At 52.8% G+C, this 617-nt stretch carries 1 protein-coding gene; it reads left to right on the plus strand.

Annotated features, from left to right (window positions below):
• Positions 1-617 (plus strand): EF-Tu/IF-2/RF-3 family GTPase (locus ACPXSQ_RS22990; protein WP_246871891.1); only part of this gene is annotated, 617 nt, incomplete at both ends.

The raw sequence follows: 617 nt of genomic DNA on the forward strand, positions 1-617 counted from the left end.
AACCCAGAGTGGGAAGAGAAGATCGTTGAGCTGGCTGGTCACCTGGATAACTACATCCCGGATCCAGTACGTGCAATCGATATGCCATTCCTGCTGCCAATCGAAGACGTATTCTCAATCTCTGGCCGTGGTACTGTTGTAACCGGTCGTGTAGAGCGCGGTATCGTTAAAGTCGGCGACGAAGTTGAAATCGTTGGTATCAAAGATACCGCGAAATCAACCTGTACCGGTGTTGAAATGTTCCGCAAACTGCTGGACCAGGGTCAGGCAGGCGAAAACTGTGGTGTTCTGCTGCGCGGTATCAAGCGTGAAGACATCCAGCGTGGTCAGGTTCTGGCGAAGCCAGGCTCAATCAAGCCACACACCAAGTTCGAGTCAGAAGTTTACGTTCTGTCTAAAGACGAAGGTGGCCGCCATACTCCGTTCTTCAAGGGCTACCGTCCACAGTTCTACTTCCGTACCACAGACGTGACCGGTTCAGTAGAGCTGCCAGAAGGCGTTGAAATGGTTATGCCAGGCGACAACATCAAAATGGTTGTTACCCTGATTCACCCAATCGCAATGGACGAAGGTCTGCGCTTCGCAATCCGCGAAGGTGGCCGTACCGTTGGCGCGGG

Origin of the sequence: Pantoea sp. EEL5, from assembly GCF_049892805.1 — a bacterium.
Taxonomy (GTDB): Bacteria; Pseudomonadota; Gammaproteobacteria; order Enterobacterales; family Enterobacteriaceae; genus Pantoea; species Pantoea ananatis.